At 55.5% G+C, this 23,935-nt stretch carries 25 protein-coding genes; 12 read left to right on the top strand and 13 right to left on the bottom strand.

Translation table 11 applies throughout. The annotated features are described in order from the left end of the window. Nucleotides 1–16: 16 nt before the first annotated feature. The 3 genes from ROR01S_RS08500 to sad form a co-directional block, all read right to left on the bottom strand. On the bottom strand, nt 17–385 hold the full coding sequence (locus ROR01S_RS08500) for a DUF4186 domain-containing protein (RefSeq protein WP_064359318.1): 369 nt from the start codon (nt 383–385) through the stop codon (nt 17–19). After that, the gene (glsB, locus tag ROR01S_RS08495) at nt 385–1,311 is read right to left on the bottom strand and encodes a glutaminase B (protein ID WP_004862165.1); all 927 of its coding nucleotides are present in this window, start codon (nt 1,309–1,311) and stop codon (nt 385–387) included. The genes ROR01S_RS08500 and glsB overlap by 1 nt, the downstream gene beginning before the upstream one ends. A gap of 79 nt (nt 1,312–1,390) precedes the next feature. Further along, nucleotides 1,391–2,776, bottom strand: coding sequence for a succinate-semialdehyde dehydrogenase (gene sad, locus ROR01S_RS08490; RefSeq protein ID WP_064359317.1), 1,386 nt, complete (start codon nt 2,774–2,776; stop codon nt 1,391–1,393). A 118-nt stretch (nt 2,777–2,894) separates the two neighbouring features. Here sad and ptrR point away from each other — a divergent pair, with 118 nt between their 5' ends. Further along, a complete protein-coding gene (gene ptrR, locus ROR01S_RS08485) occupies nt 2,895–3,773 on the top strand; it encodes a putrescine utilization regulator PtrR (protein ID WP_004862169.1) in 879 nt (292 codons plus the stop codon). On the opposite strand, the gene ROR01S_RS08480 is transcribed toward ptrR, so the two are convergent. Next, nucleotides 3,727–4,209: a GNAT family N-acetyltransferase gene (locus tag ROR01S_RS08480; RefSeq protein WP_004862173.1), complete on the bottom strand. Its 483-nt coding sequence runs from the start codon at nt 4,207–4,209 to the stop codon at nt 3,727–3,729. The two genes, ptrR and ROR01S_RS08480, sit on opposite strands and share 47 nt — an antisense overlap. 143 nt (nt 4,210–4,352) lie before the next feature. Between ROR01S_RS08480 and ROR01S_RS08475 the strand changes: the two genes are divergently transcribed. Then, nucleotides 4,353–5,297 carry an L-lactate dehydrogenase gene (locus ROR01S_RS08475; RefSeq protein WP_064359316.1) on the top strand — a complete coding sequence of 315 codons (945 nt, stop codon included), beginning with the start codon at nt 4,353–4,355 and terminating at the stop codon, nt 5,295–5,297. A 61-nt stretch (nt 5,298–5,358) separates the two neighbouring features. Here the strand turns inward: ROR01S_RS08475 and ROR01S_RS08470 are convergent, their stop codons facing one another. Next, a complete protein-coding gene (locus tag ROR01S_RS08470; protein WP_032717476.1) occupies nt 5,359–6,147 on the bottom strand; it encodes a PhzF family phenazine biosynthesis protein in 789 nt (262 codons plus the stop codon). A gap of 9 nt (nt 6,148–6,156) precedes the next feature. Further along, nucleotides 6,157–6,948, bottom strand: coding sequence for a PhzF family phenazine biosynthesis protein (locus tag ROR01S_RS08465; protein WP_064359425.1), 792 nt, complete (start codon nt 6,946–6,948; stop codon nt 6,157–6,159). Between the two features lie 204 nt (nt 6,949–7,152). Here ROR01S_RS08465 and ROR01S_RS08460 point away from each other — a divergent pair, with 204 nt between their 5' ends. Continuing rightward, on the top strand, nt 7,153–8,352 hold the full coding sequence (locus tag ROR01S_RS08460; RefSeq protein ID WP_004862182.1) for a sugar transporter: 1,200 nt from the start codon (nt 7,153–7,155) through the stop codon (nt 8,350–8,352). An 88-nt stretch (nt 8,353–8,440) separates the two neighbouring features. Here ROR01S_RS08460 and ROR01S_RS08455 read toward each other — a convergent pair whose 3' ends face one another. Further along, complete coding sequence (locus ROR01S_RS08455; protein ID WP_004862185.1) at nt 8,441–9,109, bottom strand: MarC family NAAT transporter; 669 nt, start codon at nt 9,107–9,109, stop codon at nt 8,441–8,443. 239 nt (nt 9,110–9,348) lie between these two features. Here ROR01S_RS08455 and marR point away from each other — a divergent pair, with 239 nt between their 5' ends. The 4 genes from marR (at nt 9,349) to ROR01S_RS08435 (ending at nt 12,070) form a co-directional block, all read left to right on the top strand. Continuing rightward, complete coding sequence (marR, locus tag ROR01S_RS08450) at nt 9,349–9,783, top strand: multiple antibiotic resistance transcriptional regulator MarR (protein WP_004862187.1); 435 nt, start codon at nt 9,349–9,351, stop codon at nt 9,781–9,783. 17 nt (nt 9,784–9,800) lie between these two features. Then, nucleotides 9,801–10,181, top strand: coding sequence for an MDR efflux pump AcrAB transcriptional activator MarA (marA, locus tag ROR01S_RS08445; protein WP_004862191.1), 381 nt, complete (start codon nt 9,801–9,803; stop codon nt 10,179–10,181). Between the two features lie 30 nt (nt 10,182–10,211). Beyond that, nucleotides 10,212–10,418: a multiple antibiotic resistance protein MarB gene (gene marB, locus ROR01S_RS08440; protein WP_004862194.1), complete on the top strand. Its 207-nt coding sequence runs from the start codon at nt 10,212–10,214 to the stop codon at nt 10,416–10,418. Between the two features lie 191 nt (nt 10,419–10,609). After that, entirely contained in the window at nt 10,610–12,070 is a 1,461-nt protein-coding gene (locus tag ROR01S_RS08435; protein ID WP_064359315.1) for a TrkH family potassium uptake protein, read from the top strand. Between the two features lie 89 nt (nt 12,071–12,159). On the opposite strand, the gene ROR01S_RS08430 is transcribed toward ROR01S_RS08435, so the two are convergent. Then, complete coding sequence (locus tag ROR01S_RS08430) at nt 12,160–13,554, bottom strand: MFS transporter (RefSeq protein WP_004862200.1); 1,395 nt, start codon at nt 13,552–13,554, stop codon at nt 12,160–12,162. Between the two features lie 45 nt (nt 13,555–13,599). Then, the gene (locus ROR01S_RS08425; RefSeq protein ID WP_015584289.1) at nt 13,600–14,688 is read right to left on the bottom strand and encodes a cellulase family glycosylhydrolase; all 1,089 of its coding nucleotides are present in this window, start codon (nt 14,686–14,688) and stop codon (nt 13,600–13,602) included. A 185-nt stretch (nt 14,689–14,873) separates the two neighbouring features. On the opposite strand from ROR01S_RS08425, the gene ROR01S_RS08420 reads away from it, so the two are divergent. Next, nucleotides 14,874–15,881, top strand: a complete 1,008-nt coding sequence (locus ROR01S_RS08420) for a LacI family DNA-binding transcriptional regulator (protein ID WP_015584288.1) — start codon at nt 14,874–14,876, stop codon at nt 15,879–15,881. A 532-nt stretch (nt 15,882–16,413) separates the two neighbouring features. Beyond that, nucleotides 16,414–16,593 carry a hypothetical protein gene (locus ROR01S_RS08415; RefSeq protein ID WP_064359314.1) on the top strand — a complete coding sequence of 60 codons (180 nt, stop codon included), beginning with the start codon at nt 16,414–16,416 and terminating at the stop codon, nt 16,591–16,593. Nucleotides 16,594–16,661: 68 nt separating this feature from the next. Here the strand turns inward: ROR01S_RS08415 and ROR01S_RS27335 are convergent, their stop codons facing one another. Further along, the gene (locus ROR01S_RS27335; protein WP_004862211.1) at nt 16,662–16,823 is read right to left on the bottom strand and encodes a hypothetical protein; all 162 of its coding nucleotides are present in this window, start codon (nt 16,821–16,823) and stop codon (nt 16,662–16,664) included. Between the two features lie 418 nt (nt 16,824–17,241). Further along, complete coding sequence (locus ROR01S_RS08410) at nt 17,242–17,724, bottom strand: glutathione peroxidase (RefSeq protein ID WP_064359313.1); 483 nt, start codon at nt 17,722–17,724, stop codon at nt 17,242–17,244. Nucleotides 17,725–18,166: 442 nt separating this feature from the next. Between ROR01S_RS08410 and ROR01S_RS08405 the strand changes: the two genes are divergently transcribed. Beyond that, nucleotides 18,167–18,448, top strand: a complete 282-nt coding sequence (locus ROR01S_RS08405) for a hypothetical protein (protein ID WP_004862215.1) — start codon at nt 18,167–18,169, stop codon at nt 18,446–18,448. A gap of 341 nt (nt 18,449–18,789) precedes the next feature. Then, a complete protein-coding gene (locus ROR01S_RS08400) occupies nt 18,790–20,151 on the top strand; it encodes a YncE family protein (protein WP_064359312.1) in 1,362 nt (453 codons plus the stop codon). A 282-nt stretch (nt 20,152–20,433) separates the two neighbouring features. Here the strand turns inward: ROR01S_RS08400 and ROR01S_RS08395 are convergent, their stop codons facing one another. Together ROR01S_RS08395 and ROR01S_RS08390 are read right to left on the bottom strand one after the other, a co-directional pair. Beyond that, nucleotides 20,434–21,018 (bottom strand): hypothetical protein, encoded by a 585-nt coding sequence (locus tag ROR01S_RS08395; protein WP_048023622.1) that lies wholly within the window; start codon nt 21,016–21,018, stop codon nt 20,434–20,436. Nucleotides 21,019–21,408: 390 nt separating this feature from the next. Continuing rightward, nucleotides 21,409–22,857: an MFS transporter gene (locus ROR01S_RS08390; RefSeq protein ID WP_255265538.1), complete on the bottom strand. Its 1,449-nt coding sequence runs from the start codon at nt 22,855–22,857 to the stop codon at nt 21,409–21,411. A gap of 100 nt (nt 22,858–22,957) precedes the next feature. On the opposite strand from ROR01S_RS08390, the gene ROR01S_RS08385 reads away from it, so the two are divergent. Continuing rightward, nucleotides 22,958–23,761, top strand: coding sequence for a helix-turn-helix transcriptional regulator (locus tag ROR01S_RS08385; RefSeq protein ID WP_004862226.1), 804 nt, complete (start codon nt 22,958–22,960; stop codon nt 23,759–23,761). Nucleotides 23,762–23,935 lie beyond the last annotated feature (174 nt).

Here is a 23,935-nt window from a genome sequence, read left to right as displayed (position 1 = left end):
GGCGGATAAATGCGCATTATTGACCTCCAGATGAATTCATCTGGATAACCAGCCAGCGATGGATCACCTGCACCACATAGCGCTGCTCCCGGTCTGTCAGTTCACGGCCGGCGGGAATATCATGCCACTTCGCGAGACAGCCACGACAGCAGGTGGCGGTGGCATGTTGGGCGATAAATACCGGATGTCCGCGCATCGGCGTCTGTTTACCGTCATTCGCAATATGCGCTGGCGCCAGACGGCGGGCAATAAAATCCGCCGCGTGCTGGTCAATGATCTCCGGCCCTTTATCGACACAGTACTGCCGCTCTTTGCGACCAAGATGGAAGCGGGAACGAAAGGTCGACCGCTGGAGACGGACAAATAAGGAATCTATGTTGGCCATCAGAATACCGACCTTCCCAGGCGTTGGGTCAGTTTTTCCAGTACCGCGGTTCCCGCCAGCGAGTTACCGGCCGCATCCAGCTCCGGACTCCACACCGCGATAGCCATCTCCTGCGGGACAATGGCGACAATACCACCGCCTACCCCTGATTTTGCCGGCAGTCCAACGCGCCAGGCAAATTCACCGGCGTTCTGATACATCCCGCTGGTCATCATTAAGGCATTCACCTGCCGCGACTGGATCGGGGCAATTACCGGGGTATCCAGATGCGGAGCCACCCCGCGATCGGCGAGAAACAGAAACGTCCGCGCCAGTTCGACACAGCTCATTTCCAGCGAGCAGTAGTGAAAATAGTTTTGCAGGACCGTCGCGACATCATTATGGAAGTTGCCGAACGATTTCATCAGCCATGCGATCGCGGCATTACGCGCAGAATGTTCGAACTCCGAACGCGCCACCACCGGATCATACCCGATATCCGTCACTCCGCTCAGACGACGCACGATTTCCAGCATCCTCTGTCGCGGCGCGCTCAGTCGGCTTTGCAACATATCGCAGACCACCAGCGCACCGGCATTAATAAACGGGTTGCGCGGTTTGCCCTGCTCGATTTCCAGCTGTAATAATGAATTGAACGGCTGTCCGGAAGGATCTTTCCCCACCCGCTGCCAGATCTCCTCCTCCTGATAGTGGTTCATCGCCACCACCAGGCTCAGCACTTTAGAGATGGACTGAATGGAAAAACGCTCGTGGGCATCGCCGGCAGAATAGTGTTGACCCTCCACCGTACAAATCGCCACACCCAGCTTATTACCGCTTACGCTTGCCAGCGCCGGAATATAATCCGCCACTTTGCCACGCCCAATTAGCGGCCTGATTTCTGCCAGAATCGTCTCCAGCATTGCATTATTGATGACCGTCGCCACACCCGGCTCCTTGCCCGCCGTCAAAATTCGGGCTGCGAGTATAGCAGAGCACGACGACGATCGTCAGGTGCGACTTCCGTTAGCGACGGTCTTTCCATACGGTCTGGACGTTGCAGAACTCATGCAGGCCAAAGTGGGACAGCTCGCGACCAAAGCCGCTCTTCTTCACCCCGCCAAACGCCACGCGCGCATCGCTGGCGCTGTAACCGTTGATAAAGACGCCACCGCACTCCAGCTCGCGAGAAAAACGCCCGGCTTCATCGACGCTGGCGGTAAACACGGTCGCCGACAGGCCGAATTCGCTGTCATTTGCCAGCGTCAGCGCATGGGCGGCGTCTCGCGCCACGGTAATGGTCGCTACCGGACCAAACAGCTCCTGGCGGAATCCGGTCATCTCCGGGGTCACGTTGCCCAGTACCGTTGGCGCATAGTAGTTACCCTGCCCGGCGATTTTCTCCGCCCCAAGCAGCAGGGTCGCCCCTTCAGCCAGGGTGGCCGTTACCTGTTGATGCAGCTCATCACGCAGATCGAATCGCGCCATTGGCCCGAGGTAATTGGCCTCATCACGCGGATCGCCCATCTTCAGCGCTTCAACCGCGGCAACAAACTTTTTGCTGAAGGCTTCGGCAATCCCGGCCTCAACGATAAAACGCTTCGCGGCGGCACAAACCTGCCCGGTATTTTGATAGCGGCCAATCACCGCGGCTTTTACCGCTTCATCGAGATCGGCATCATTCAGGACGATAAACGGATCGGAACCGCCCAGTTCAAGAACGCATTTCTTCAATGCCGCGCCGGCCTGGGCGCCAATCGCTTTCCCGGCGCGTACGCTGCCGGTTACCGTCACCGCGGCAATACGCGAATCGTTGATCATCCGGGAGACGCCGTCATTGGTCGCGTTAACCCAGCCAAATACGCCGGCCGGCAGCCCTGCCTGATTAACGATCTCGCCAATCAGCGCCGCGCTCCCCATCACGTTCGGCGCATGTTTCAACAGATAGCTATTCCCCGCCAGCAGAATCGGTACCGCACCGCGCAGAACCTGCCACAGCGGGAAGTTCCACGGCATAATGGCGAGAATCGCGCCCAGCGGACGATACTCAATCACCGCATTGTTATTTTCCACCTGAGTGGCTTCGGTCGCCAGCATGGCCGGGCCGTGTTCCGCATACCAGTCGCAGAGATTGGCGGATTTAGTCACCTCACCACGAGCCTGGGCAATCGGTTTACCCATCTCCAGGCTGATCATTTGCGCCATCTCTTCGGCGCGGGCGCGCAGCGCGTTACCGATTTTACGCAGGGCGTCAGCGCGCTGTTCGAGACTGACGTGACGCCACTGACGATAACCTTGCTCAGCAAGCGCAATCGCCGAATCCACCTCTTGTTCGCTCGCCCAGGGCAGAGACGACACCCTTTCTCCCGTGGCCGGGTTGACGGAAACCGCGTGAGTTGCAGATAAATTCATCGTTATGCTCTCTCTGTTGATGACGAATGTTGATTGCGAATTGACCTCATTCTGGCTTACCCTGCTTTTCATTGAAAATGAATAATATTAAGCAACCTATTCACAAAAGAAGAACACTATGGACCTGACCCAGCTTGAGATGTTTAACGCCGTTGCCAGCACCGGCAGCATTACCCAGGCCGCGCAGAAGGTGCACCGCGTCCCGTCAAATCTGACGACCCGAATTCGCCAGCTGGAGGCCGACCTCGGCGTCGAGCTGTTTATTCGTGAGAATCAGCGCCTGCGCCTTTCGCCGGCGGGACACAGCTTTTTGCGCTACAGCCAGCAGATCCTCGCGCTGGTCGATGAAGCCCGAATGGTGGTCGCCGGAGATGAGCCGCAGGGGCTGTTTTCGCTGGGTTCCCTGGAGAGTACCGCAGCGGTTCGCATTCCCTCGACGCTGGCGCTTTATAACCAGCGCTACCCGAAAATCCATCTCGCGCTTTCTACCGGCCCTTCCGGAACGATGATTGATGGCGTACTGGAGGGCACCTTAAGCGCCGCATTTGTCGACGGGCCGCTGGTCCATCCCGGCCTTGAGGGGTTACCGGTCTTTCCGGAAGAGATGATGATTGTGGCGCCCTTCGGCCATCCGCCGATTACCCGCGCCAGCGAGGTGAACGGCAGCAGCGTCTACGCGTTTCGCGCTAACTGTTCCTATCGCCGCCATTTTGAGAGCTGGTTCCACGCCGACCGGGCAACGCCGGGGCGGATCCATGAAATGGAGTCCTATCACGGGATGCTGGCCTGCGTCATTGCCGGCGCCGGGCTGGCGCTGATCCCGCGTAGTATGCTGGAGAGTATGCCCGGCCATCATCAGGTGTCGGCCTGGCCGCTGGCCGAAGAGTGGCGCTGGCTGACAACCTGGCTGGTCTGGCGGCGCGGAGCGAAAACCCGTCAGCTGGAGGCGTTTATAGCGCAGCTGAACGAAGATCGGCAACGAGCAGTTTCTCCATAAACAGGCTCAGCGGGTCCGGTTGATAGGGGGCGAAGGCGCTGCGGGTCTGATAACCCCAGCGGGTATACAACCTGACCGCCGCCTGCTGATGAACTCCCGTCTCCAGCCGCACGGTATGGCAGTCCCGGCGCAGCGCTTCCGTTTCCAGCGCCTCCAGCAGCCGTTCGCCAAGCTTTTGCCCACGATGATCCGGGTCGATAAACACCCGCTTCATCTCCCCAATCCCATCGCGGCCGAGCACAATCGCCCCGCAGCCGACCGCCTGTTGGTGGGCATCGCGGATCAGCAGCACAATCACCGACTCCACCGCCAGCTGGCTCAAATCCACGAGGTGGTTGCTCTCGGCCGGATAGAGGGATTCCTGATAGGCATCGAGGCGAGCAATCAGCGCCGCCAGATGCGGATCGGTTATGGCTGTCGGGGCGATGGTATACATAGGCGAGCTCCTTTTTTCGCCTACTGTAGCGCAGCGTATACCCCCTTTCTCATAGTTTTAACTTATACAACCCGCCGCCACTTGCGCTAAGCAATTGAACCGCAGTAATTTTATGCCATGACGCTTGATATCGGGAATGGGCCATGAATACCAAAGCACGCAAGGTGATGATTATCGGTGCCGGCAATGTCGGCACCTCAGCGGCTTACGCATTGTTAAACCAGACTATCTGCGAGGAGCTGATCCTTGTGGACCTCGATAGGGCCAGAGCACAGGCACATGCTCAGGATCTTAGCGATGCAGCCGCCTATATGCCGGGGATGATGACCATTTCAACCCGGGAGGTCAGCGACTGTGCCGATGTCGATATCGCGGTGATTACCGTTTCCGGCGGATCGCTGAAACAAGGCCAGACCCGCCTTGACGAGCTGAACGCCACCGCCAAAATCGTTAACAGCATCGTTCCACAGATGATGGACAACGGCTTCAACGGTCTCTTTCTGGTGGCCACCAACCCCTGCGATATTATTACCTGGCAGGTATGGAAGCTGTCCGGACTCCCGCGTAGCCAGGTGATAGGCACCGGCGTCTGGCTGGATACCACCCGCTTGCGGCGGGTGCTCGCCCAGGCACTCGATATTGGCGCCCAGAGCATCGATGCTTTTATTCTCGGCGAACATGGCGACACGCAGTTTCCGGTCTGGTCGCATTCGTCGGTTTACGGTTCCCCGATTGCCGATGTTTACCTGAAACATACCGGCCAGCAGCTGGATCGCCAGCAGATCGCGGAGAAGGTTCGCACCCTTGGCTTTGAAATTTACGCCGGGAAAGGCTGCACCGAGTACGGCGTCGCCGGCACCATCGCCGAGATCTGTCGCAATATTTTCACCGGCAGCCACCGTGCACTGGCTATTTCGTGCATTCTTGACGGCGAATACGGTATGTATGATGTCGCGGTTGGCGTACCGGCGGTACTGACGCAGAGCGGCGTCCAGCAGATTATTGAACTGCAAATGGCCGACGATGAAGCGGCGCAATTCCGCCGCTCTGTTGAGGTGATTAAAGCCAATATCGCCCGTCTCGGCTAGACTCGCTTCTCTGCCGTTGATGCCCGCTTTACGCGGGCATCCAGCTCTCACGGGTTTAGATTCAGCGCAGCAAAATTCTCCCCTGCAGCCAGGTCACCGCCTGGCCGGCCATCAGCACGCGATCGCCCTTCAGCTCACAGCGAATATCGCCGCCGCGCGCCGATATCTGACGGGCCAGCATTTTACTTTTCCCCAGTTTCGCGCTCCAGAACGGGATCAGCATGGTATGCGCCGAACCGGTGACCGGATCCTCCCATACCGCTTCTCCCGGGGAGAAAAAGCGGCTGACAAAGTCATACTCGCCATCGCCGGGGGCGGTAATCGTCACCTTATGTTCTCCGGGCGTCATTGCCGCGATATTCGGGCGCACGGCGGCAACCTCTTCGCGGCTGGCCAGCTCGATAAGCCATGCCCGGCCACGGTGGGCGCTTACGTACCGCTCAAGGCCTAATCCGGCGAGCAGGGCTGCAGGCGGGGTGCTCTCTTGCGTGGCACTCGCCGGGAAATCCAGGGTCAGCCAGCCCCCTTCCCGGCTCACGGTCAGACGACCGGAGGCGGTCGCAAAATGAATCGCCGCGTGCGGAAAGTCGAGGTGATGAAAAATAACGTGTGCGCTGGCGAGAGTGGCGTGCCCACACAGATTCACTTCATTGCGGGTCGTGAACCAACGCAGAGAAAACGCCTCTCCCTCGCGCACCACGAAGGCGGTTTCAGACTGATTATGCTCCTGCGCCATTTTGAGCAAAATATCATCCGCCAGCCACGCGTCCAGCAGGCACACCGCCGCCGGGTTACCGGCAAAAGGCCGTTCACTGAACGCTGAAACCAGATACATGGGGATCTCTTTCACGGTATCTCCTTAGCGTAGCGTAATGGTGCCGGTCATGTACGTTGTCGCCTGCCCGCCAATCAGCACCCGATCGCCCAGCCACTGACAGCGCAGATCGCCCCCGCGGGCGGAGACCTGCCGCGCCTGCAGCGTCGTTTTGGCCAGTTTTTCCCCCCAGTAGGGAATCAGCATACTGTGCGCCGAGCCGGTCACCGGGTCTTCAACAACGCCCTCGCCCGGGCAGAAAAAGCGGCTGACGAAATCATATTCATCATCGGCGGCGCTGACGCAGATCATTTTGCCCGTCCGCTCAAGCAATGACATATTCGGCCGCACGGCTTCCACCTGCTGGCGGTTTTCGAGGATCACCAGATAATCCCGCCCTTCGCGAATCTCTACGGCCTTATCCAGCCCAAGTCCGGCCAGCAGCTCCGGCGGCGGGGCGATAACCGGGGTGGTTTGCCACGCCGGGAAGTCTAACGTCAGCCAGTCGCCGTTACGCGTCACCCTCAGTTCCCCCACAAAACGGGTACTGAACACCACCGTGGTGGAAGGATGGTCGAGATATTCAAAGATAATGTGCGCCGAGGCCAGCGTGGCGTGACCGCAGAGGTTAATCTCATGCAGCGTGGTGAACCAGCGCAGCCCATAACCCTCATCGGTACGCACAAAAAAGGCGGTCTCGGACTGGTTGTGCTGCTGCGCCATACTCAGCAGCGTGTCGTCGGGTAACCATTCGGTGAGTGGGCACACCGCGGCGGCATTACCGCCAAAATTGCGATCGCTGAAGGCATCTACCAGGTAAAAATCAATTTCCTGCATCATACAACGCTTCCTGTTTTTACTTTTCTTCAACATGACATAAAAGCGGGTCATGTACACGATCTATATAAAAATGAATCCGTTAGCTTATAAATGCCGCCTGATGCCATAGTGAGATCCAGATCACAAAACGATTGTATTTTCACCAGCAATCGTTTTAAGATCGAGACCTCTTCTTCCTCTTTAGTAACCAGCTCAGAACCTATGATTACAAACACGGTTTCACGCAGGGTCGCGTGGCTTCGGGTAGTCACGCTTGCGATCGCCGCTTTCATTTTTAACACCACCGAGTTCGCTCCGGTCGGTCTGCTGTCCGACATTGCCGACAGCTTCGGCATGGAGACCGCTCAGGTGGGTATGATGCTGACCATCTATGCGTGGGTGGTCGCGTTAATGTCGCTGCCGTTTATGCTGCTGACCAGCCAGATGGAGCGCCGCCGCCTGCTGATCGGCCTGTTCATTCTGTTTATTGCCAGCCATGTGCTGTCGTTCTTTGCCTGGAGCTTCAACGTTCTGGTGATCAGCCGCATCGGGATCGCCTTTGCCCACGCGGTCTTCTGGTCGATAACCTCTGCATTAGCAATACGTCTGGCGCCGCCGGGCAAACGTGCGCAGGCGCTGAGTCTGATTGCAACCGGCACCGCGCTGGCGATGGTATTCGGCATTCCTATCGGCCGCATCATCGGGCAGTATTTTGGCTGGCGGACCACCTTCCTGGCGATCGGTCTGGGGGCGCTGGTGACGCTGGTGTGCCTGTTTAAGCTGCTGCCTAAACTGCCCAGCGAGCATTCCGGTTCGTTGAAAAGCCTGCCGGTGCTGTTCCGTCGCCCGGCGCTGCTGAGCATCTATCTGCTGACCGTCATCGTGGTGACCGCACATTACACCGCCTACAGCTATATTGAACCGTTTGTACAAACGGTAGCCGGTATGAGCGGTAATTTTGCCACCGTGCTGCTGCTGATCCTCGGCGGCGCAGGGATCATCGGCAGCGTGCTGTTTGGTAAACTAGGCAACCAGCATGCTTCCGGGCTGATTAGCATCGCCATTGGCCTGCTGCTGGTCAGCCTGCTGCTGCTGCTGCCGGCATCGCAAAACGCTCACCACCTGATGGTGTTAAGCATCTTCTGGGGCATCGCGATCATGATTATTGGTCTGGGGATGCAGGTGAAGGTTCTGGCGCTGGCGCCGGATGCCACCGATGTGGCGATGTCGCTGTTTTCAGGGATCTTTAATATTGGTATCGGCGCGGGCGCGCTGGTCGGCAGTCAGGTCAGTACGCATCTTTCGATGGACGCGATCGGCTACGTCGGGGCGATTCCGGCGCTGGTGGCGCTGGTGTGGTCAATCATGATATTCCGCCGCTGGCCGGTGTCGCTGGACGATCATCAGCCTCACCACTCCTGAACGGGATGACGAAAGAAAAAAGCCTGCCGGTTGTTCCATCGGCAGGCTTTTTTATTCGCGGGTCGTCAGTGAAGCGACGGCGACGTTATCAGGCGTGGTAGGTGGTAATAATTTCCAGCACGCCGTTGATAATAAACTGTACACCCATGCACACCAGCAGGAAGCCCATCAGGCGCGAAATCGCTTCGATTCCCCCTTTCCCCACCAGACGCATGATTGCCCCAGAGCTGCGCAGGCAACCCCAGAGAATAATCCCGACCAGGGCAAAGATAATCGGCGGCGCCACCAGCACCACCCAGTTCGGAAAATCGACGCCATGCTTCACCGTCGATGCCGTACTGATCAGCATGGCGATGGTCCCCGGCCCGGCGGTGCTCGGCATAGCCAGCGGCACAAACGCGATATTGGCCGTCGGTTCATCCACCAGCTCTTCGGATTTGATCTTCGCTTCCATCGAGTCATGCGATTTCTGCTGCGGGAAGAGCATCCGAAAACCGATGAAGGCCACAATCAACCCGCCGGCAATGCGCAGGCCGGGAATAGAGATGCCGAAGGTGCTCATCACCACCTGACCGGCATACCAGGCAACCATCAGGATAATGAATACGTACACCGAGGCCATCAGCGATTGTTTGTTGCGCTCCTCGTTGTTCATATTGCCAGCCAGCCCGAGGAACAACGCAACGGTCGTCAGCGGGTTCGCCAGCGGTAAAATCACCACCAGCCCCAGACCTATCGCCTGAAAGAGTTCAATCATAATGAATTAAGGCCCCGTTAATTTTTCACTATTAAAAAGTTTTGCCGCGCCAGTATAACTTTGCTCGTCAATATCATTCCAGCGCTTATCACCCGGCCAGTGCAGCGCCCCACCGCCGCTTCAGCCAGGGCCAGAAGTCTGCTTTAGCAAATCGTGTCATCGTCTAATCCCTCAGGTTGACATATTATTGCCTGGGCAATAATATCAGCAGCAATTAACTACTTGCCTGGGCAACCATTGTGAAAAACACCAGCGATCTGTTTAACGAAATGATCCCCCTCGGTCGCTTGATCCAAATGGTTAACCAGAAAAAAGATCGCCTGCTCAACGAATATCTCTCGCCGATGGATATTACATCCACCCAGTTTCGGGTGCTTTGTTCCATTCGTTGCGAAGTATGTATTACCCCCGTTGAGCTGAAAACCGTGCTGTCGGTCGACCCAGGCGCAATGACGCGCATGCTCGACCGTCTGGTCTGTAAAGGCTGGATTGAACGGTTACCCAACCCCAATGACAAACGCGGCGTACTGGTGCAGCTAACACCAGACGGTGCAGCCCTTTGTGAGCAGTGTCATCAGGTTGTGGGTCAGAAATTGCACCAGGAATTAACAAAAAATCTGTCGGCGGATGAAGTGGTCAATCTTGAGCATTTACTCAAAAAAGTCCTGCCGTAATAAGAAGAGGTAAGATGATGTCCAGACGCAATAATGACGCCATCACTATCCATAGTATTTTGTCGTGGATTGAAGATAACCTGGAATCGCCCCTGTCGCTGGAAAAAGTGTCCGAGCGTTCTGGTTACTCCAAATGGCACCTGCAAAGAATGTTTAAAAAAGAGACCGGTCACTCCTTAGGCCAGTACATCCGCAGTCGCAAGCTGACGGAAATCGCGCAAAAACTCAAGCAGAGCAATGAGCCGATTTTGTACCTGGCAGAACGTTACGGTTTCGAATCGCAACAAACGCTGACGAGAACCTTTAAAAACTACTTCGACGTTCCGCCGCACAAATATCGCATGACCAATATGCCGGGTGAATCCCGCTATCTGATGCCACTAAACAACTGCTGTTAATCGCCTGCAACAAGACGTATTGAGGAAATCATGAAACTATTCGCTACCGCGGCCATGGTCCTGGTCGGCCTGGTCTCCAGCCAGAGCTATGCGGAGCAAACGACTACGCCGGTTCGCCACAATCACCGCGACGCGATGATTATGCCTTCCGAACATAACGACTCTCCATTTGATTTCAATCATATGGCTGCCGGTAGCGACAAATCGGATGAGCTGGGCGTACCGTATTACAATTAACTGCACTACCCGAGCATTTCGCCCCGTTTACGGGGCTTTTTTTTTGCGCCTCTGACAACAACGGATCGCGCCCCCTGACTGTCCCCAGGTGGCCGTTTACTGCGCTCCCTCAACTCAATTTGTCCCCCAATATCATATAATTCCTTATCCCTGTTCATCGTAGTTACGCTCGCAAAACGATAAGACCGCCGATGTACATTCCAACCCGGTTTAAAATTGTTCTTCACCTGTGTGGGTTTCTGGTTTTGCTCTACAGCCTGACCATGATCCCGCCGATGCTGATTGCGCTGTTCGCCAAAGAGCGCAGCGTTTTTGCCTTTTTTTCGACCTTTGTTCTCGCCTTCTCTGGCGGTTTGCTCTGCTGGCGGGCGACGCATCAGTCGAAGGTTAACCTCGAAACCCGCGATGGTTTTCTGATTATCGTGCTGTTCTGGCTGCTGTTTTCCGCCATCAGCGCCTTGCCGCTGTGGTTAAATGACGAACTACGCCTGTCGATAGCCGACGCCCTGTTTGAGGGCGTCTCGGGGATTACCACCACCGGGGCGTCAGTATTTCATGACGTCTCTTCGCTACCCGTGTCGATCCTCTATTACCGCGCCCAGCTCAATTTTGTGGGCGGCTTAGGGGTTATCGTGCTCGCTGTGGCGGTGTTGCCGCTGCTGGGCATCGGGGGAATGAAGCTTTATCAGTCCGAGATGCCCGGTCCGTTTAAAGAGGAGCGTCTGACGCCGAGGCTGGCGGATACTGCCAGAAGTCTGTGGCTCACCTATATGCTGTTGGGGGGCGCCTGTACTCTTGCTTTTTTCCTTGCCGGGATGTCGTTTTTTGATGCCCTTTGTCACGGGCTATCGACGGTGTCGCTGGGAGGGTTCTCCACGCATACGGAAAGCATCGGTTACTACCAGAGCGATGCCATAGAACTGGTGGCCGGGGCCTTTTCTCTGCTCTCGGCCCTTAACTTCACCCTCTATTTTGTGGCTATCGCGCGTCGTAGTCTGAAACCGTTTCGCCGCAGCACCGAGATGCATTTCTTTTTCCTGGTGGTGGCGCTGGTGGTGGCGGTGGTCACTTTCGAAGTGTGGCGTGCGGGGATGTACAGCCTGCCCAAATCGTTGGTCCACGCCTTTTTTCTCACCAGTTCTATGATCACCGATAACGGTCTGGCAACGGCGGATTATGCCTCCTGGCCGCCGGAAATTATCGTGCTGCTGCTGTCAGCGAGCTTTTTCGGCGGCTGTGTCGGGTCGACCTGCGGGGGAATTAAGGCGCTGCGTTTTCTGATCCTCTTCAAGCAGAGCCGCCACGAGGTACATCAATTAGCCCATCCCCGGGCAATCATGAGTATCCGCGTCGGAAACGCAATCATCACCGATCGCGTGCTGCGTTCGGTGTGGAGTTTCTTCTTTCTGTATATCCTCACGACCTGCCTATTTGTCTGGCTGCTGAATCTACAGGGCTACGATCTGCTGACATCGTTTGCATCGGTTGCCGCCTGCATTAATAACATGGGCCTCGGTTTTGGGGCGACCGCCGATGGCTTCGCTGGCCTGAATGATGTCTCGAAATACCTGATGTGTATGGCGATGCTGCTGGGGCGACTGGAGATCTATCCGCTACTGATTCTGCTTTCGCGTACATTCTGGCGTAGTTAGCGGAGACGGCTTCCGGCTATTCACCAGACAGTTGATCGCGCTCTGGCGCTGAGAAGAATACATAACGCCTGCAGTGCAGGCGTTAATGGTTAATTCACCGTGGCCGGATGCGCCAGACGTCCCTCGTCCTCACCCCGCTGCTCTTTCTCGTGCCTGCGCTCCGCCAGTAGTCGGCAGATCTCCGCATGCTTCTCCTCGGTAAAGGTAAAGCGCGACATAAACACCAGCCGGATCAGCGAGCCTATGGCCGGGAGCAGGCAGATACCAAAGAACAGCCCCGACAGCACACCGTCACTCTGGGTGGGCGCCTGCGGCACATAGCCGATCATCGTCAGAAACACGCCGATTAACCCGCCGCCGACCGCAACCGACATCTTGCCGGTAAAGGTTTGTCCGGAGAAGGTGATCGCCGCGCAACGCTTGTGGGTGTGGTACTCCGCATATTCGATGGTGTCGGCAATCATCGACGAGGTGAGGATATTGGTCATCATCACGAACAGCGTACTCAGGCCAAGCAGGGTAAACAGCATGGCCGCGTGCTGATATCCGACAAACCACATCACAACGCGTACCGCGACATCCAGCCCGCAGAGGATCATAAACAGCTTCCGCTTCTGCATCCTGCGCGTCAGCATCGGGGCGACAAGGCACACCACCGCCGCCATAATCCCCATCACGCCGATCGCCATCTGCAGGCTGCCGTCCCCCATATTGTTGATAAAGAAGTAGATATAGAGGCCGCCGGCCACGTTGTGAAACACGCAGAAAAAGAACGACAGCAGAACGATAAACAGCGGCTTGTTCTGGCGCAGGTTATGGAAGGTGTCACGTATCGTCACCTTTTCCGGACTCGGCGGCACGCGCTCCTTAATCTGCATAAAGCCGTTGAGCATCAGCGGCAGGCCTACCAGCATCATGACCAGCGCCGCCATAAAGTAGCCTTTGTCGTTGCTGTAGTGCGCGAAAAACGCCGCCAGTTTCGGGAAGAAGATATTGGCGCAGGCGATCCCGGCGTTGACCCCCAGCATGGCCGCCGTCACCGCGCGGGTGCGCTGCCCGGAGTCATTGGTCATCACCGACGACATCGACCAGAACGGAATATCAGAGATGGCGTACAGCGTCCCCCACAAAATGTACGTCACCCCGGCGTAGAGAATTTTAGTGGTCATGTCCGCTTCGATTTTATAGAACGACAGCAGCGTGACGCCGGTAATCAGTACCGGGGCAATCAGCAAAAAGTGGCGAAACTTGCCGAACCGGGTGTTAATGGTATCCATTATGCTGGCAAATAGCGGATCGTGAACCGCGTCCCACGCGCGGGCAATCAGGAAGATGGTACTCGCCGCCAGTGCCGAGATCCCCAGCACGTCGGTGTAGAAATAGTTAATAAACGAACCCACTAAACCAAAGCTAAAACACTGACCTAAACCATAACCAAAATAAGACCACAACTCGCGAGACGGTATTTTCATTGTCATTGCCATAGTGCGTACCTGGTTGCCCGGCGGCAGGCCGCCGGGTGGATATTATTAGCCCTGAGCCTGCGGGGCAATCTGACGGAGCTTCTTCATTAAGGCCATCTCACTGCGCGAAAACGGGATACCGTTCTCCTCAAACACATCGTGGAACCAGAGACGGCAGTAGTCCGTGGACTCTTTCATCACTACCGGCCACGGCAGCCACGTCTGCGTTTTGCCGCGCACCAGTCCCCACTGATACGGAGCGATCTTCGCCGCGTACATCAGCGGGAGTTGCTCTTCGATGGTGCTGCCCACGTGGCGGGCCAGCCATTCGGTGCAGAAGATTGGTCGCCCAAGCGCCTGCAGCTGCTGGATAATCGCGGTCATACGCCCGGTGTTGGTGTAGGCGTGGAAACTCACCACGTCTGATAACGCCAGCGCGGTCTGATCCAGCGGATGCTGATAAAACGTCTCGCCCTCCTCCTCCGCCGGCAGACGCCAGGCGCAGACGGTAAGCGGCTGAGTCGGATCCTCTTCACGCGCCCAGCGGAACGCCAGTTTCATCAGCTCATGCGCGCAGGTCTCCAGCTTCGCGTCATACTGCACCTCTTGCGTACCGGTTGCGAAAATGCCGCGGTTGCCCGGCTCGTTATACAGATCCCACAGCAGCACGCGGCTGTCGTCGCGGAACTGGCGGACAACGTCGCGAATATAGCGCTCAATATGCGGCCAGCAGTCAGGATCGCAAACCTTGTCGCGTCCCGGGCTCGCTGCCGCCTGGCTGTTGTGCTTACCCGGCACCGGCGGTTTTTGCGGCCCCAGATAGGGCTCATCACCGGAGAAACCGCAGTCGTCCATCAGAGTCAGCATGGTGCTGAATCCGCGACTGTCGGCGAGGGTCAGAAACTTGTCGATACGCGCTATCAGGCCGTCGCGATCGTCTTCCCAGACAATAAACGGCAGGTTGATACGCAGGGTGTTGTAGCCCGCCTCCGCCGCCCAGCCCAGTTCGCGATCGATGGTCTCGGCATCGAAAGTCTCTTGCTGCCAGATATCGGTCCAGTTCACTGCCGTTGACGGCAGGTAGTTGAACCCGCACAGCCACCCCTTCTGCTGATACCACGCCTGCGCCTGCGCTTTACTCCACTGCTCTTTCATTACGCGTCCTCTTGCTGATAATATTTAGCTAATAAATATTAGCTGCGGGATAAATGCGCAAATCACCACGCGAAGAAAAGCGACAGCCTTCACAAAGTTCACGCTTCGGTGAATGAGAAACGTGATCGACAGCGCGTAAGCGAGCAGTTAGGGTATGATGCGGTGACGCGAGAGGGAGAGGACGAATGAAGCGAAAGACTAAAGTCACGATGAATGATATTGCGCGAACGGCGGGCGTGTCTCAGGCGACGGTATCGCTGGTGCTCAACCAGTCGCGCAACATCAAGCTCAGCGACGACACCCGCCAGCGGGTCATCAGCGTGGCGACCGAACTCGGCTACGACCGCCTGCCCGCCATTCATGCGCCGCGCAACCAGGAAGAAATCGCCCTGCTGGTGAGCTCCCTGCAAAGCTTTGATCCGTTTATCGACGCCATCAGCCAGGCGCGGGAAGCCGCGTGGCGCAACGAAGCGCTGCTGACCGTTTACGACTATGGCGATGACGTGGAGCTGGCGCTGAACATTATCCGCCAGCTGGAGAAGCGCAACTGCGTGGGGATTATTCTCGCCTCCCCCGTGACCACCCTTGTCGACATGACTGCTTTTCAGGACTGCAGCCGTATTCCGCTGGTGCTGCTCAACCAGCGCGACCCCGGCTCGCCGCTGCTGCCGTCGTTTATTCCGGACGACTACGCCAACGCCTTCCAGGTGACAAAACACCTTATCGCCTGCGGCGCAAAGCGTATTGCCCACATCACCGGGGAGAGCTGGATGGAAGCCTCCCGCCAGCGTCTGGCCGGCTACCAGGCCGCGCTGCAGCAGGCCGATTTAGCGTGTGACGACAGCCTGGTGCGCCAGACCAACTGGCAGTTCAGCGAGTCTTTTACCGCCACCACCTCTCTGCTGGCGCTGGATGAACGCCCGGACGCCATCTTCTGCGCCAGCGACTGGCTGGCGATCGGTTGCTATCAGGCGCTGGCGGTAAACGGCATTGGCATCCCCCAGGATATGCTGCTGGCGGGCTATGATGACCAGAAAATCTCCGAGCAGCTCACCCCGCCGCTGACCAGTATCCAGCTGCCATACAGCGAGCTGGGACGCCTGGCGGTGGAGTACCTGTGCAACCAGGAAGATGCCGCCACGCACGTGATGCTGGCGGGCAGGCTCAAGGTGCGGACATCGAGCCTCGTCTGAGGTGAAGACCCTTCTGGCACAAGGCTCGCCGCCGGCGTGGCGCGTAACTTACGGCTATTGACTATCCGAGCGCGCAGAACCGCATCGATCGGCAACGAATGATGTCCTGAAGATCTGTGCGCGAGGCGGCTACGCTTTTCACGCGACCATGATAGACCGCCGAATTAACGTGTCCGGTATCGCCAGCGCCATTAACGCCGGCGAGATGTCTCGCCCAGGCTGGAAGGCGAACGGTCGCTTGCATCGTCCCCCAGAGGGTGGGGAAATGGTTGCGATGATCTGTCTGTTCGACCGAAAGCGTATTTCGTAACCTTATCTGCCCTGCATTGCTAAACACCCGCGGCTACCACTCATCAGCAGGTTTTAAACTTATTCATGGCTAATAATCAAGCGGTCCCACAAAAATCCGTAACGTGCGTAACGATAAGACCGATAATTGCACTTCCCTGTTTTTTTTAAATATCAGATGCTCAGAAAATATCGGGTGTTTTTTTAATTCCTCATGTAATTATATTCGCTGCAAGGAGATGCAATGCGCTATACCCATTTTTTTATGGTTCCTGAAATCGGCGCGAGCCGCCTCAACCAGACGCTGAAAAAAGACGCACAGACCATGCCTTTTTATGTCGTTTTCGATAACAGAGAAAACCGACAGCATTATGGCTATATCTCTTGTCAACAGGCAAAAGCCAGGGGAATATTTAGTCAGTAAGTTTGATTAAAAACCATTCCTCCTCATGCTGTCTTGATTAAGAAGAGGAATATTAATTTATTAAAAAATCAGTACCCTGCAGCTTTATTGGCGGCTTTTATACGCTTATTCATGGCGTCTTTTTCTTGTTTGTCATGGGCCTGCATTATCCCGCCCGCAGCATCCACCCAATCATTTGCGGTACATCCTGATAATCCCACGCTCAGCATAAACGCAAAAACATACTTCATATTCGCCCCATCCCCTGATTATTGTAGAAATAACGTCCATGTAATACACAAAGTATTCGACGCTGACGTCGTTACTTTAACAAGAAAAAGGCATTATGAACAAGACGAGAATTTCCAATCCGCTACGCTATAACGGCCAGAAATGAATTCTGACGTTATTCATTTAATATACAGAAGAGAAAATAGAACTTAACACACTTCATTTTAAAGGGTGAACTTGTCTGTTGTTTAGCGTGGCGTCGCCTGGATGCGGGATGTTGCCAGAAGGCCGCGTCGGGGCATTGGACATCCCCCCGTTCCCCCTGCGATGGTTGACAGAAGAAAGCAAGAAGCCCTTTGCTTTCTCTCTCTTCTCAGACGGATTTAATCAGTTGGTCGGCAGCAGCTAAAAAATGAATGGCCCGAATGACAAGAGCACTTAGATTTCAAGTGCAGCACGGATTATGGTTTCCATTTTCTCCGGCGTGACGAACGGTGCAAAACGCCTGAGCGGTTTACCGTCGCGTCCAATCAGAAATTTAGTGAAGTTCCACTTGATCCGCCCACCCAGTACACCGGGCAGTTCATCTTTCAGGAAACGAAACACCGGGTGCGCTGCGGCCCCGTTCACCTCTACTTTCTCGAACATCGGGAAGCTCACACCGTAGTTGATGTGACAGGTCCGGGCGATTTCGTCGGCGCCGCCGGGCTCCTGCTTACCGAACTGATTACAGGGGAAACCAAGCACCACCAGCCCCTGGGCGGCGTACTGTTTGTACAGCGCTTCAAGACCGGCGTATTGCGGCGTGAAGCCACAGTGGCTGGCGGTATTCACCACCAGAACCAGTTTGCCGGCGTAGTCGGCCATAGAGATGCGCTGGCCACGCAGACTGTTGGCCGTCAGTTCATAAAAGGCGGTCATGTCGGAATCCTCAGAGCAGAACCCGTTCGACACCGACATGACTACGCAGCGCGTTGCTGCACGGGAATATCGCGTGGAGAGCGGCAAGTTGTTCCTGCTGATGATAACCCGGTAGGTCCTGAATCGCGACGTCAAGTTTTAGTAAGAGCAATGCCGGCGGTGGTGGCCTGAATCCGAACGCGGATCTCGGCATCGTGCCTTGGCTGCCTGTTTACACAATTAAATCGTGCGAACAGGACCCGAAGGACACCCAACAGGCGACCGGTGCCCCGTTCCCCATTGATGAACTCTGCATGATGTTAATCGTGTCCGTTTTTGCTACGAAACCCACCATAGAGCTACCATCAGACGACGATGAGCGAAAAGCTGACCTTGAGTCATCCTTTCCCAGGCCGGCGTTTTATGTTTTCCTTGGCTTAAGCAACGGAACAAGGAAAACACCGTGAAAATCTACTGGACCCTAAAAAGTATTACCGAACTAAAAGACTTATCTTTTCGGGAGCGCGGAAGACGGTGGCGGAATGCCTATAAATCGGCCTTCCGGCACTGGCAGACCTGGGGCGGCCTCGTCCTCTGCGGGGCCTTCAGCGGCGCGGGAGCGCACTTTGGCGGCCTGGCCGGCACCGTAATATTTGCTGGGCTGGGTGGCTTTATTTACGGCCAGATCGTGACACACGTTGTCCTGAAACATTATCGGCACCGACTGCAGGACGAAGCCAACTGATCTTTCAGGCCTGAAAAGCGTTCAGGCTCATCAGGCTGTAAGTGACTAGATCTTTTTTTCGCAGCTAACCTTAAGATTCAATCATTTCTAATGATTGAATCTTAAGGTGCTCCCTCCTGCTCACCCTGGCCAAAACCCGCACTACGTTTCCCCGCGATACAGTAAAGGCCCTGCATTTAAGATACCACCCAAAACAGTAATGATAACTATTTGCATCAGTGTGCTATGTTGTATGCGCTTAAAACAAGAGCGGGCTCTCATGGCGGAAGATAAGACTCATCGCGTGGGAAAATCCTGTGGCTGCGCTGAGATGCAGCATCAATACAATTTATGGAGAGAAGATGAGAAGAATTTCAGTCTGGTCAGTGCTGTTGGCTTCAGCTATTGCGATGTCAACCGCCATAGCGGCATACGCCGATAGCCAATGGACAGCCGCCACCACGACCTTTCCTGGTAGCATCCGTGCCGGGTCACGGGAAATTCCCGTCAAGCCCGGAGATAAAACGGTTATAGCCATTAAGAGCCTGCAGGCGGGCACGACCGTCACCATTCTCAATGGTGCTGAAGTCCTGACACCAAAACCACTGACCGCCGACGAGAAGGGAAACCTCACTATTCCGTTGACCGTTCCGGCCGATGCCGCAACAGGCCTTCATCCACTCACTGTTATTACGCAAAACCCGGCGAGCGTTTCGCAGGTCATGTTGAAATTGTCCCAGATTGTCCCGCCAAAAAACACGGAGGCTTTCAGGCTGCAAACAACGTCCGTCGGTGAGCGGGCTTACCAGGCGGCAGTGTCGGCTGACGGAAAGCTGTTCGTGACCTCTGCCCGCGGCCCGAAGGATGGTAGCCGCCTACTGAGACTGAATGCCAGAACCCTGGCTGTCGAAGCGGAGGCAACACTGCCTGAAGACAAAAAGGGTGAGCAGATTGGTGTCTTCGGTGTCGGTGTTGATAATGCCCATAATCAGGTCTGGACGACGAACACCCTTGCCGAGACGGTGACCGTCTATGACGCAAAAACGCTTGCCGTCGCCAAAGTCTTTCCGGAGGGTTCGGTCGCACATCCACGCGATGTGGTTATTGATGAAGCCAACAATCGGGCCTATGTCAGCGCGGCGCTGACCGGTTTTGTCGAAGTGTATGACACCAAAACGCTGGAGCACATCGGTCAGCTGGAGTTTGTGGTGGAGCGTGGCAAAAACCTGTTTAACAGTACCGATCTTACCCTCGATAGCGCTGGCGGCAAGCTCTACGGCGTCAGCCGCGATACGCCATGGGTAGGCTGGATTGATCTCAAAACCGGCAAGAGTACGACGGTGAAAGTACCTCAGGCGCAGGGCGCAACCGACATCGCTCGCGATCCGCAGACCGGCCGTCTGTATGTCGCGTCCCAGGAGACGAACAATGTCGTGGTTCTTGATGCGGACGGTAAGGTACTTGCGGATACCTATATTGGTGCCGGGGGAGTATCTGTCGTCTGGGATCCGGTGACCTCGCAGGTTTTCGCCGCCGCGCGTGCAGGCGGAACCGTAGCAGTGCTGAACAAGGACGGTAAACTGGTCGCTAATATCCCGGTGGATGATACGCCAAACAACCTGACCGCCGGGCCTGATGGCGCAGTTTATCTGGTGTCTATGTATGGCTCGACCGGAGATAAAGTTCAGACCGGTTCAGTGACGAAAATCACCGCCAAAAAATAACGCCATGAGTCCGCCGGGTTAGTCGCAGGCAGGTCAGCCTGGCATTATTATTAACCCCCAGTCACCTGTGGGCCGGGGGTATGTTTTAGCGTATCCGATCGGTATTCACATCTTTTTACTCGAGGCTGATTGACGTCCATCACGATCAATCAACACAAATCTCGTTCTGGTGTTCACTGTCTCACCTGGACGAAGCGGTATGTCTGCCCAGAGGCCCACAAAAAACGGCTTCCGCGGTTGCGGCACCTTACCTTCCGGCTGCAAGCAGATCAGAATAAAACGCTATACGTCAGGAGCTCGAGGGAAAATTTCAAGGTAACTACTATTCGTATAAAAAGGAACAATCAGAAACAGCATACCGGCACCTCCTTGCTGATACTGTACGGCTAAATCTCCATTTTGAGTGATGAAGAGTCGGTGCTCCCACCACTGGCATCCGGCGCTCATATCTGGGGTACAGTTTTTGACCTTTCTAATTAATTCACCATCCTTTGTCAGATATAGAGATTTCACGTTTGAGTCTGATGGTTTTTCTTCTGAGCCATCGAGAAGGACAAATGTTCTTTCATCCAGAGTTCTGTTTTGCGAATCAATCGATTTGATATGCATTGTTTTGGAATCATAATCGAGTTTTAACTCTACAGTTGAAGTCTTGTCACCTTTAACGTAAAAAAACTCAGTCAAATCGCCTGCGCCCCAGTATTTCTCCTCACTTGATTTAACGGGTTTAGCCATGAACCGATAAAGGCTATGTGAATGAATATCCTGTCGGTTAGAATACTCCGCTTTATATTGTGCCATCTGCGGCGAATGGACAACACACCCGCTCAGTGCCAGCACAATGAATAAAACAGACGGTCCGCGCATTGACAATTCCCTATGTTAAATAACCCAAGACAGCATTAATTTATACTATATCTCTAAGCGGCTGACTAACAGGGATTATCGACCGCTGTTCAGCGGTCAGCTATATAGCCTGATCCGGTCACGGAAACCCTCTCAACGAAGAAAAGTGAAAAAGCCAGACCTCACTCCAGCCTGTTTTTGCCGGTGACCTCTCTTTCTACCTGTTTTCGCGTTGCAGCGGGCGTTCCGCTGTTTCTGTCTATGCATGCAGAATGGCTGCCGATACACCTTCATGAGTTTACAGTAGTTAACCGGCAGCTTTGAGCGAGAAGCGGACCGTCATCTATCACGGTGAATACGCGAGACTCAATCATCCACCGTCAGATTAAGGCGCTAACGGATGAAACCCGATCATTGTGTTGTTGGTTGCGTTTTTTCCAGAATCAGCAACAGCAGGCAGATCGCTCCCGCCGCTGCGAGGTTGTAAAGCATTCCAGCCACAAAGGCAGAAGCATACTGTCCGGCTGGTGACAAAGAGGTCGTCTCTGCAAGAGCGCCATTAAACAGAATGCCCACGACGGCAACGCCCAGAGCAGCGCCGACTTGCTGTACTGTTGATACCACTCCGGAAGCCATGCCGGAGTCTGCTTCGTCAACGAAACCCAGCACCAGGTTCAGCAGTGGCGTCATAATGTAACCCTGTCCGGCACCGATCATAACAAGCGCCGGGAGCAAGTACACCGGTTTCAGTTCAGCGCCTGACAGCCAAACCTGAGCAACTAATACCGTGATGAATAGCGCATAGATCAGGGCGCCCCAAAAAAGGGTCCGGGTTCCCCATCTGGAAAGCACTCGTGGCGCCGCCAGTGACGCAAGCACAAACCCTACGCTACAGGGCGCAAACAGGCTTCCCGCCAGGAAAGGATCCAACCCCATCCCCGTCTGTACCAGTAAAGCAAAGCAGAGGAAAAATGAACTTGATGTCGAATAAACCAGTAATACCAGCAACGTGCCCAGCGCAAAATGGCGCTTCGCCATCAGGCGCATATCCACCAGCGGCCATTTACCACTCATTCGGCGGTGTACCTGTTGTCGACAAAAGAGCGCGAGTACAATCAGCGCGATACCCGGTGACCATAGACTCCACGCGGGCCAGCCTTGCACCGGCCCTTCTATCAATGGAACCAGCAACAGCGTCAACCCGGAGCTGATCAGTACCACGCCGATCCAGTCCAGCTGTGGTCTTTGCGGGGCGGCGGATTCGGGAATCGATCGTGCGGTGAGAATAGCGAGAACGCCAACCGGCACATTGATAAGAAACAGAGTGCGCCAGCTCAGGCCGAACAGGTCTACATGTACCAGCCAACCGCCCAGCACCTGACCGGCAATCGCGGCCAACCCCAGAGTCATCCCCAACAGGCCAAAAGCTTTGCGCCTGTCATTACCCGCAAAGTTGACCCGGATAGAGGCATACACCTGCGGGAACAACAATGCCGCCGCCAGCCCCTGTAACACCCGGGCGCTGATAAGATAACCGGTATCAGGCGCCAGGCCACAAAATGCCGACGCCAGCGTAAAGCCAGCCATACCGATGATGAAGAGGCGACGGCGGCCAAACCGATCCCCCAGCCGCCCGCCGGTAATCAACAAAACGCCAAATGCGAGTTCATATCCGGCGACAATAAGACCAATCTCGGCGAAATTTGCCCCCAGCCCGGCCTGAATACTGGGAATGGCCACATTAACGACAAACAGATCAAAGATGGTGACGAATCCCGCGAGGAGCAACACGGACAAACCAGCCCACGGAGGCGTTTCACGTTCGCGCGGCATCGAAAAACAGAGGGGTGAACTCATCATGTATATCCAGGGTAAGGAGAATATGCGACGATTCTCTCTTGCTCTTTAAACCATTACAATTTAACACTTTATACTATTACTTAAAGTAACGAGATAAGCGATGCGCACACTGAATCGAACGCGTTCCGATCTGGCAGCCTTCCTGCGGGCACAGCGGGAACGTCTGTCACCTGCCGACGTCGGGTTGCCCAGCGGAACCCGACGTCGGACGCCAGGCCTTCGGCGTGAAGAAGTCGCGGCGCTTGCCGGAGTCGGCCTCACCTGGTACACGTGGCTTGAACAGGGCCGGGATATTGGGGTGTCGTCCACCTTTCTGGATAATCTGTCGCGGGTACTGAAACTGGATGCCGCTGAACGTCGACACCTCTTTATGCTCGCACATCAGCGTCCTCCTGCCGACCCCGGAAAAACCTGGTGCGTACTCCCTCCCCTTGTTCGGCGGCTGATGCACGATCTGCCGCATCCTGCTTTTGTGCTCAATCTGCGCTGGGATGTCCTGGGCTTTAATATGTTAGCCGATAAGCTGTTTAATTTTGCCCGTCATGTACCGGAGCGGCGTAACCTGCTCTGGCTACTGTTCACCGATTCCGCGCTACGGGCGCGTGTGGTTGACTGGGATGAACAGGCTCCGCTGATGTTGTCTGACTTTCGCCGTGACTTCACTCGCGCCAGCCAGAGCAGCGATATTCCTGAACTGGTCAATGAGCTGGAACAGGTTTCACCCGAGTTCAAAACCTGGTGGCGACAACATCAGGTTCACGCGCCTTGTAATGGCATCCGCCGTTTGCTGATAGAGGAACAGCCCGTGCCTTTCGAATTCACGTCGCTGACCGTGGATGAAGACAGGCATCTGAGGCTGGTGGTGTATGCGCGCCAAAAAGAGGAACCAGCGCTTGCTGATTAGCATTCAGCGTGGGGCCAGTGGCTTTCGCCCGCTGGCTTAAACACGGCTGAATCTACCGCAGCTGCTCACGTAACTACGTTCCGATCCCATCTGGCGATCTTCAGATACCTTCGGGACCAGGGGCTTTCCGCGGGAGGCAACTTGTTTTTCTCACTCCTTCGTTCTTTTATTCAT

Source organism: Klebsiella ornithinolytica NBRC 105727 = ATCC 31898, assembly GCF_001598295.1.
GTDB classification, from domain to species: Bacteria; Pseudomonadota; Gammaproteobacteria; order Enterobacterales; family Enterobacteriaceae; genus Klebsiella; species Klebsiella ornithinolytica.
Note: the sequence above shows the minus strand (reverse complement) of the source record. Positions and strands in the feature narration are given on the sequence as shown.

What these genes read in the sequence shown, in the direction of transcription:
- ROR01S_RS08415 (WP_064359314.1), top strand. Translation starts at nt 16,414, where the DNA reads ATGCGCTATACCCATTTTTTTATGGTTCCTGAAATCGGCGCGAGCCGC.
- ROR01S_RS08400 (WP_064359312.1), top strand. Translation starts at nt 18,790, where the DNA reads ATGAGAAGAATTTCAGTCTGGTCAGTGCTGTTGGCTTCAGCTATTGCG.
- ROR01S_RS08430 (WP_004862200.1), bottom strand. Translation starts at nt 13,554, where the DNA reads ATGGCAATGACAATGAAAATACCGTCTCGCGAGTTGTGGTCTTATTTT.
- ROR01S_RS08385 (WP_004862226.1), top strand. Translation starts at nt 22,958, where the DNA reads ATGCGCACACTGAATCGAACGCGTTCCGATCTGGCAGCCTTCCTGCGG.
- ptrR (WP_004862169.1), top strand. Translation starts at nt 2,895, where the DNA reads ATGGACCTGACCCAGCTTGAGATGTTTAACGCCGTTGCCAGCACCGGC.
- ROR01S_RS08435 (WP_064359315.1), top strand. Translation starts at nt 10,610, where the DNA reads ATGTACATTCCAACCCGGTTTAAAATTGTTCTTCACCTGTGTGGGTTT.
- ROR01S_RS08425 (WP_015584289.1), bottom strand. Translation starts at nt 14,688, where the DNA reads ATGAAAGAGCAGTGGAGTAAAGCGCAGGCGCAGGCGTGGTATCAGCAG.
- ROR01S_RS08475 (WP_064359316.1), top strand. Translation starts at nt 4,353, where the DNA reads ATGAATACCAAAGCACGCAAGGTGATGATTATCGGTGCCGGCAATGTC.
- marA (WP_004862191.1), top strand. Translation starts at nt 9,801, where the DNA reads ATGTCCAGACGCAATAATGACGCCATCACTATCCATAGTATTTTGTCG.
- ROR01S_RS08410 (WP_064359313.1), bottom strand. Translation starts at nt 17,724, where the DNA reads ATGACCGCCTTTTATGAACTGACGGCCAACAGTCTGCGTGGCCAGCGC.
- ROR01S_RS08480 (WP_004862173.1), bottom strand. Translation starts at nt 4,209, where the DNA reads ATGTATACCATCGCCCCGACAGCCATAACCGATCCGCATCTGGCGGCG.
- ROR01S_RS08465 (WP_064359425.1), bottom strand. Translation starts at nt 6,948, where the DNA reads ATGCAGGAAATTGATTTTTACCTGGTAGATGCCTTCAGCGATCGCAAT.
- ROR01S_RS27335 (WP_004862211.1), bottom strand. Translation starts at nt 16,823, where the DNA reads ATGAAGTATGTTTTTGCGTTTATGCTGAGCGTGGGATTATCAGGATGT.
- marB (WP_004862194.1), top strand. Translation starts at nt 10,212, where the DNA reads ATGAAACTATTCGCTACCGCGGCCATGGTCCTGGTCGGCCTGGTCTCC.
- ROR01S_RS08420 (WP_015584288.1), top strand. Translation starts at nt 14,874, where the DNA reads ATGAAGCGAAAGACTAAAGTCACGATGAATGATATTGCGCGAACGGCG.
- ROR01S_RS08455 (WP_004862185.1), bottom strand. Translation starts at nt 9,109, where the DNA reads ATGATTGAACTCTTTCAGGCGATAGGTCTGGGGCTGGTGGTGATTTTA.
- ROR01S_RS08460 (WP_004862182.1), top strand. Translation starts at nt 7,153, where the DNA reads ATGATTACAAACACGGTTTCACGCAGGGTCGCGTGGCTTCGGGTAGTC.
- ROR01S_RS08395 (WP_048023622.1), bottom strand. Translation starts at nt 21,018, where the DNA reads ATGCGCGGACCGTCTGTTTTATTCATTGTGCTGGCACTGAGCGGGTGT.
- ROR01S_RS08500 (WP_064359318.1), bottom strand. Translation starts at nt 385, where the DNA reads ATGGCCAACATAGATTCCTTATTTGTCCGTCTCCAGCGGTCGACCTTT.
- sad (WP_064359317.1), bottom strand. Translation starts at nt 2,776, where the DNA reads ATGAATTTATCTGCAACTCACGCGGTTTCCGTCAACCCGGCCACGGGA.
- ROR01S_RS08390 (WP_255265538.1), bottom strand. Translation starts at nt 22,857, where the DNA reads ATGATGAGTTCACCCCTCTGTTTTTCGATGCCGCGCGAACGTGAAACG.